Here is a 354-nt window from a genome sequence, read left to right as displayed (position 1 = left end):
CTGCCCGCTTCGCTACGCCGCTTTCGCCGGCGCCGCGTTGTTTGCAGCAGAGAAACGAGATTATGAAGAAGTTTTTATCGCTTGTCAAGTCAGCGTCACATCCATCGTTTCGCTTTCTTGCCCGCGACCTCTTCAGGTCCGCCTCTCTTTAGCAGCTATCGAAATATCAGGGTTAACCCTAAGTTTTCGGCAACTGCCAAGCCCAAGACTATAACACGATTTTTGCAGATTGCGCAACTGGCTTTTGCCTAACTTGCTGCAATCCTTGCAATCACCGCGCGGCGCTCATCTCTGAACTCTTTGCGGCAGACCTGGCTCGAATCCTCTTGCCCGACCTGTTGTGCTTGCTTGGCT

1 protein-coding gene is annotated in these 354 nt (G+C 52.5%); it reads left to right on the top strand.

Features of this window, described 5'->3' with window-relative positions; all coding sequences use genetic code 11:
* Positions 1 to 214, top strand: a 214-nt coding sequence (locus IPU70_RS32700) for a hypothetical protein (protein ID WP_207474200.1), incomplete at its 5' end; no start/stop codon positions are given.
* Between the last annotated feature and the right edge of the window lie 140 nt (positions 215 to 354).

This window comes from Achromobacter sp. SD115 (assembly GCF_017355315.1).
Classification (GTDB): Bacteria; Pseudomonadota; Gammaproteobacteria; order Burkholderiales; family Burkholderiaceae_B; genus Achromobacter; species Achromobacter xylosoxidans_B.
Note: the sequence above shows the minus strand (reverse complement) of the source record. Positions and strands in the feature narration are given on the sequence as shown.